Below are 6828 nucleotides of genomic sequence, written 5' to 3' on the forward strand. Positions count from 1 at the left end.
GGGGCGCTCGGGTCGCTGACCACCACCGCGACAGACTCGCCGGTGCGACTGTCGGTGGTGGTGCCGGTGGTCACCGGGGCGCCGTCGAGGGTGGTGTCGGTGAAGTCCGTGGTGGGGTTGAGCCCGGTGTCGACCCCGCCGCCGTCGATCACCGAGCCATCGTCGCCGCTGAACAGGTCATCGCCCGTCTCCGGGGTCGAACCGCCGCCGCCACCGCCACTGCTGACGGCGGCGACGGTGATCGGGTTGGCGGTGAGATCGGCAATGGTCACCGCCGCCGCCGCGCCGCTGGCCCAGTCCTCGGCGGCGGCGAGGTTGTAGACGGTGGTATCGGCGGCCTGGGTGCCGGCCTGATCGAGCAGGGCGTCGACCGCGCTCTTGTCGGTGCCGCCGAGGGTGGCGCTGAAGCGGGTGGCCGAATCGATCTCGACATCGGTGGTGGTGGTGAGGGTATGGGTCGCGCCGCCGGCGCCGGTGACGGTCAGCTGCGACAGATCGATGTCGTTGGCCGCACCCGCCGCGCTCGGCAACCCTGTTGCGGTGACCACCAGGAGGCCGCTGGCCGGGTCGTAGGTGGCGCTGGTGATGGTCGGCGCCGGGACATTGGCCACGGTGACGGGGTTGCCGGTGAGGTCGGCATCGGTCACCGCCGCCGCCGCGCCGGCGGCCCAGTCCTCGGCGGCGGCGAGGTTGTAGGTCGTGCCCCCGGTCGCGCTGGTGCCGTCCTGGTTGAGCAGCGGCCCGACCCCGGCGCGGTCGGTGGCGCTCAGCGTCAGCGTGAAGCCGGTCGCCGAGGTCAGCTCCACGTCGGCGGTGTCGGTGAGGGTATAGGTCGCGCCGCCCTCGCCGACGAGCGTGAGCCGGGAGGCGTCGATGTCGTTGGCCGCCCCGCCGCGGGCGAGCAGCCCGCTGCCGGTGACCACCAGCGTGCCGTTGCTCGCGTCATAGGTCGCCGAGGTCAGCGTCGGGATCGGCACATTGCTGACGGTGAGGCCGTTGCCGGTGGCATCACTGCTGTCGCCGGCGCTCACCGCGGTGTTCCAGTCATCGGCGGCGGCGAGGTTGTAGGTCGTGCCCCCGGTCGACGTGGTGCCGTCGCTGTTGAGCAGCGGCCCGACCCCGGCGCGATCGGTGGCGCTCAGCGTCAGGGTGAACTGGGTGGCCGAGGTGCGCTCGACGTCCATGGTGTCGGTCAGGGTATAGCCCGTCCCGCCCGCGCCGGTGAGGGTGAGGGCGCTGGCATCGATGTCCGCGCCGCCGCCGTTGGCCTGGATATTGGTGGCGGTGACCACCAGGGTGCCGGTGGCGGCGTCATAGGTGGCGCTGGTGAGCTTGGGGGCCACGGCCACGGTGATCGCGTTGCCGGTGGTATCGCTGATGTCGGCGCCGGGGTCGGCGCCGGTGAGCCAGTCGTCGGCGGCGGCGAGATTGTAGGTGGTGCCGAAGCTCGAGCTGGTGCCGAGCTGGTCGAGCAGGGCGGCGACCGCGGTGCGATCGGTCCCCGAGAGGGTGACGGAGAACTGGGTGGCCGAGTCGATCTCGACATCGGTGGCGGTGGTCAGGGTGTGGCTCGCCGCGTTGCCGCCGGTGATCGTCAGCGTCGAGAGATCGACGTCGTTGGCCGCGCCGCTGGCGGCCACGAAGTTGCTCCCGGTGACCGTCAGCACCCCGGTGTCGGCGTCGTAGCTCGCCGCGGTGATGGTGGGGACGGTGTCGATCACGAGCGCCTTGTTGGCGCCGAGCGAATTGGCCGCCCCAGGCGAGGGCAGGGTGAGCGCGGCCGGGTTCCCGGCGCCATCGTTGATCGTCGCGCCGTTGAGGGCTAACGCCGTGGTTGCGACATAGTCGAGGTCGGCGCTGGTGTCGCCGGCCTGGATCGTATAGGCGAAGCTCAGGGTCGTGGTGCCCGAACCCCCGCTGTAGTCGACTGTACGATCACTCGCCCCGGTCTCGAGGGTCAGTTGTGGCGTGCCGGTGACGGTCACCGCCTCGCTGAACTGGACCTGCACGGTGATCGTCTCGCCGATGCCATAGGTGCCGTTGGCCGTCGTCGCCGAGACGGCGCTGACCGTCGGGGCCTGGTTGTCGAGCGTGGCGTTGGAGGTGTCGGCGATGATGGTGGTGTTGCCGGCGTCATCGGTGACCGTCACCGAGGCGTTGCGATTGGCCGCCTCGATCGTGCCGGGGGTGACGGTATAGCTCGCCGTCCAGGTGCCGCTGCTCTCGCTTGCAGCCACTGCCGCACCGCCACCGAAGGCGCTGAAGTCCACCGTCACCTCGGCGAGGGTGTCGGCATTGTTGTCGCCCGAGGCGGTATCGTCCCAGGTGACGGTGACCGTGTCGCCGGTGACGAAGGCCCCACCGGTGCCGCTCGCGCCGGAGAGGCTGATGTTGGCGTCGGTGACGACGGGGCTGTCGTTGTCGAGCGTGGCGTTGGTGGTGTCGGCGGTGGTGGTGGCGTTGCCGGCATCATCGGTGGCGGTCACCGAGACGTTGCGACCGGTAGTATCGAGACTGCCGCCGCCATCTTCGGTGATGGTGTAGGTCGCCGTCCAGGTGTCGCCGCTGTTGCTCGCGGCCACCGTCGTGCCGCCGCCGAAGGCGCTGAAGTCGGCGCTGACGCTGGCGATGTCGGCATTGTTGTCGCCCGAGGCGGTATTGTCCCAGGTGGCGGTGAGGGTGTCGCCGACCTTGTAGGCCCCGGCGGTACCGCTGGCCCCGCTGATCGAGAGGTTGGCGTCAGTCACCGTGGGGGCGAGACGATCGACGCTGTGTGTGGTGCCCGAGGTATAAGCGGTGGCCACATTGGTGGCGTCATCGACGATATCGGTCGCCCCCTTGAGGTCGAGGCGCAGCGTGCCGTCACCGGCGATGGTATCGACGGTCACCGTGTAGCTGGTGCCGGAACCGGCAACCCCGCTGATCGTGCCCGAGGCGTTGCCGGTGGTGGTGAGCTGGAAGTCGTCGGCGCTGACGTTGCTCACCGATTCGTCGAAGGTGACGCTGAAGTCGACCGAGGCGGCGTTGGCCGCCGGCGCGCCGGCGGGGGCGTTGCTGGTGATCGCGGGCGCGACGTCGTCGGTGACGTTGATGGTGACATCGACGTCGGATGGCGTCGTGCCATCGGTGGCGCGGATGCCCAAGGTGTAGCTGGAGGTGACGCTGGCGTCGAGCTGGCTGGTGTCGTTGACGCTGATCGCGCCGGTCGAGGCGTCGATGGTGAAGGCGCTGCCGGTGTTTCCGGACTGGATGGAGAAGGTGACGCCGTCGTCGTCGCCGGTGGTGGCGACCGTGCCCACCGCCGAGCTGTTGGCGGCGGACTCGTTGGCGCCGAAGTTTTGCCCGCCGGTGATGGAGGGGGCCACATCGTTGACCGTAATGGTCAAATCAGTGTCGACGGTCCCGCTGCCGTCGTTGGCCCGGATGGTCAGGGTGTAGGACGGTGTGGTTTCAAAATCCAGATCGTCGGCGTCGTTGACGGTGACGGCGCCGGTGTTGGAATCGATCGCGAAGGCCGAATTGCCGTCGCCATCCTTGTTCCCGTTGCCGGCGGTGATGGAATAGGTGATCCCGGCATCCGCTCCGCCGCTGTCGCCGTCGTTGGCCTCGATGTCGCCGTCAGCCAGCACCTGCGTACCGTTGGTGGCGGTCTCGGAAACACTGCCGTCATTATCGACGGTGAAGACCGGATCGTTGGAGGGTGACTGAACGTTGGCTAGGACCAAGTTATCAATTTCGGCGTTCTCAATGCTTCCGTCCTGGGCAACAATGTAAAGCTTGCTGATGCCCGTGAAGCCGGTCAGCGTGGCGTCCTGGCTATTTCCGTTTGAAATGGCGCCTGTTTTGTAATAGTCGCCTGCTTTATCGGATGTTATGATGAAAATTTCGGAATGGACACCATAGTTCGTCAGGTTTATGCTTGAAATATCGAACGTTTCTCCTCCCTGAAAATACAGCGTTGCCTTGGTCTCTGTCGCTCTGTTTGCACCGATGTTTCCGTATCCGTCGCCACCGTAAACATAAATGTACGTGCTCTCGCTTGCGCCATCGAGCACCAAGGTATAGTTGCCCCCGGTGAGGGTGTAGGTGGCGTTTTCGTTGGCATCGCCGCTCCCGTACGCGCCGCTGGTCGGCGCGCTGTCGAACGTGATGGTCCCGCTGTACGCTAGCACACCGTCGAAGCCCTCCACCCCCGTCGCCGCCCAAGGCGTTGCGTCGATGGTGCCGCGGGTGACCTCCAGGTCCCAGTCGCCGCCCAGGGCGTCGGCGCCGGTCGCATCGTCGGAGGCGGCCACGTCGGCGCCGGTTAAGATCGACAGATCGCCCAGGAACGCGCGACCGGCGCCGTCGGCGCCCACCTCGCAGCCATAGAGCAGCAAATCCCCGTCCTCGGAGATTGCGCTGGAGATGATCCCCAAGGCATCCAAATGCTCGTCCAGGCTGTCGCTGCTCAGCACGTCATCGCCGAGATATACCTGCCCACTCGCCCCGTGCGAGAGGATGTGCAGTGCCTCGATTCCACTGCGTCCCTCCAACGCCTCGGCCAGTTCCTCGATCCCATCGCCGTTCCCGGAGAGCAGAATGACCTCCAGCCCGGCCTCTTCGGCGGCGAATTGCAGGCTTTGATAATCCGGGACCTGAGTATCGATGACGGCGATTTGCTGGGAGTCGGTCATGGCGGCGGCATCTCTGATCTGCGGCAGGGTGTCCGTGGAGGGGGCTCAACGGGCGCTGAACGGGTTGGGCGGTTTAGGCCAGTGCTTCCGTGCCGGTCTCGGGGTCATCGCTGCGCTGGGCGACGATGACATTGGCCTGGCTGCCGTTGACGGTGCGCCAGAAGTCCATGCCCTGGCATTTCTTGAACAGATCGGGCGGCAGGAGGGTGCGTCTGGGCTGGAACTCGACCTTGGGGCGGATACGGTGCAGCCCGTCGACGCCGAGCGCCTCGTCGAAATCGGCGGCATCGTATTCCACCCGGTCGAAGTCGTGGCCCTCGTACCAGGGCTCGCCGATGAACTGATAGATCAGCGGCAGCACCCTGGCTGGGGCGCGCGCCAACAATTCGTAGTCGACGATCAGCAGGGAGGCGGCCTGCTCGCCGTAGAAGGCCTCCTTGAGTCCGCTCCAGGCACGACCAACCAGGGCGTCGTGGTGCATCAACGTCTCCACCCGGCTGTAGACGGTGCCCTGGTTCTGGGGGCCGAACAGTCGGGTGAAGTGATAGGGGTTTTTGCGTACCTGTCGCTCCAGGCTATCCATCACCCAGGAGACGTCACGCACGCAGGCGATGACCTTGGATTCTGGAAAGAGCCCGGCGAGCAATGGCATGCGCGCCGTCCAGCCACGGTTGGTGTCGAAGATCAGTGGGCGCTCGGTCAGGCCGTCGTAGTAGCTGGAGAAGAGCGCGCGAAGGATGTGCTCGCGTTGCCCGGGCTGAAGGGTCAGGGCGACCTCGGAGCCCGGGCTCATGATCTGCATGGCGCCGTTGACCAGGGCGCCGAGCCCGCTGGTCATCGAGGCATGGATGCGGGGGTTCTGGCGCAGCAGGGCAGCGAGCAGTGTGCTGCCGGCGCGCGGCAGCCCGGAGATGAAATGAAAGGTCTGGGAGCCATCGTGCATGGATCGAACCTTTGTCGCAGATCACTGATGGACAGGCGGCCGGCCGACGCCAGGGCTCAGGTCAGGGCCGTGGATCCAGAGTCATCGGCCCCCGGTGTCCGGCACCAGACTCCCGACCTTTCAACATTGCGTCTGGCTGTTTCGATTCCGCCTTCTCCCTGGGCGCGGAGACCGTGCTCGGCCCTGATCGCCTGCACTCGATCCGATGCTGAAGCGTAAGCGTATTCAAAACCTTAGACTGCGGTCTATGTCAATTTTTTGGGGATGATACCCAGTCGAATCCTTATCGTCGGTCGGGTTGCGTTGTCGGTGCAGATCGCGCTTTCTCCATGATCGCGTGGCAGCGATCGTGTATCTCTGAAATCAAGCTGAGGGCATCCCCTTATACCTTCAAGAATCCGGGCTGCCATGTGTACTCAGGCGAGCAGCAGCTCGGTGTCGGCAACGGTGCCGAGTCGCCCTTCGGCCGCGCCCCAGAGCACGAAGTGCGAGGCGGCGTCGAGCCCGGCGGCGGCGACGTCGGGGTTGTCCGCGAGATAGGCGCCGGTGTCGAACCAGGGGCCGGGGGCGCGGTCCTCGTCGGCGCCGTAGCACCAGTAGTGCTCGACGGCCGAGGCGAAGGTGCCGTCGGCGACGGCGGCGGCGACGTCGGGGTTGTCGGCGAGGTAGTCCTCGGCGTCCCAGAGCGCGTGCGGTGCGCGCCCCTCGGCCATGCCCCAGCCGAGGAAGTGGGACTCGGCGCTGACCATGGTGCCGGCGGCGATGGCGGCGGCGACGTCCGGGTTCTCGGCGAGGTAGAAAGTCGCGTCGAAGGCGGTGTCGGCGGTGAGGGTGAGGTCCCGGGCGCCGTTGCCCAGGTAATGGACGATGCCCGAGGCGATCTCGCCGTTGTCGACGGCGGCGCTGACCTCGGGGTTGGCGGTCAGGTAGGCGTTCTCGTCCCAGCTGGCGTTGGGCGCGCGGCCCTCGGCCGCGCCCCAGGTGAGGAAGTGCGCCTCGGCGTCGGCGATGGTGCCGCTGGCGACGGCGGCGGCGACATCCGGGTTGGCGGCGAGATAGAAGGCGGCGTCGAAAGTGGCGTCGATGCCGAGCCCGGGGTGGCGGGCGGAGGAGAAGGTCTGCACCAGGGTGATGGCGCCATCGGCGGTGCTGACCAGCAGCTCGACATCGGCGCCGAGGGTATCGGTGCCGGTGGGGCCGAGCAGGGTG

Annotated in this window: 3 protein-coding genes and 1 pseudogene; all 4 read right to left on the reverse strand. The window is 67.2% G+C overall.

Annotated elements, in window-relative coordinates:
• Positions 1 to 3725, reverse strand: a 3725-nt coding sequence (locus EBL85_RS16265; protein WP_223806180.1) for a cadherin repeat domain-containing protein, incomplete at its 3' end; no start/stop codon positions are given.
• A gap of 453 nt (positions 3726 to 4178) precedes the next feature.
• Positions 4179 to 4676: pseudogene (locus tag EBL85_RS17645) on the reverse strand (DUF4347 domain-containing protein); the annotation flags it as partial.
• A gap of 73 nt (positions 4677 to 4749) precedes the next feature.
• Positions 4750 to 5619: a sulfotransferase gene (locus tag EBL85_RS16275; RefSeq protein ID WP_123143451.1), complete on the reverse strand. Its 870-nt coding sequence runs from the start codon at positions 5617 to 5619 to the stop codon at positions 4750 to 4752.
• A gap of 416 nt (positions 5620 to 6035) precedes the next feature.
• Positions 6036 to 6828, reverse strand: a 793-nt coding sequence (locus tag EBL85_RS17270) for a hypothetical protein (protein WP_223806179.1), incomplete at its 5' end; no start/stop codon positions are given.

It is taken from the genome of Marichromatium sp. AB32 (assembly GCF_003718675.1).
Taxonomy (GTDB): domain Bacteria; phylum Pseudomonadota; class Gammaproteobacteria; order Chromatiales; family Chromatiaceae; genus Marichromatium; species Marichromatium gracile.

Excerpts from the sequence above, each read along its gene's own strand:
- EBL85_RS16275 (WP_123143451.1), bottom strand. The coding sequence starts at position 5,619 with ATGCACGATGGCTCCCAGACCTTTCATTTCATCTCCGGGCTGCCGCGC.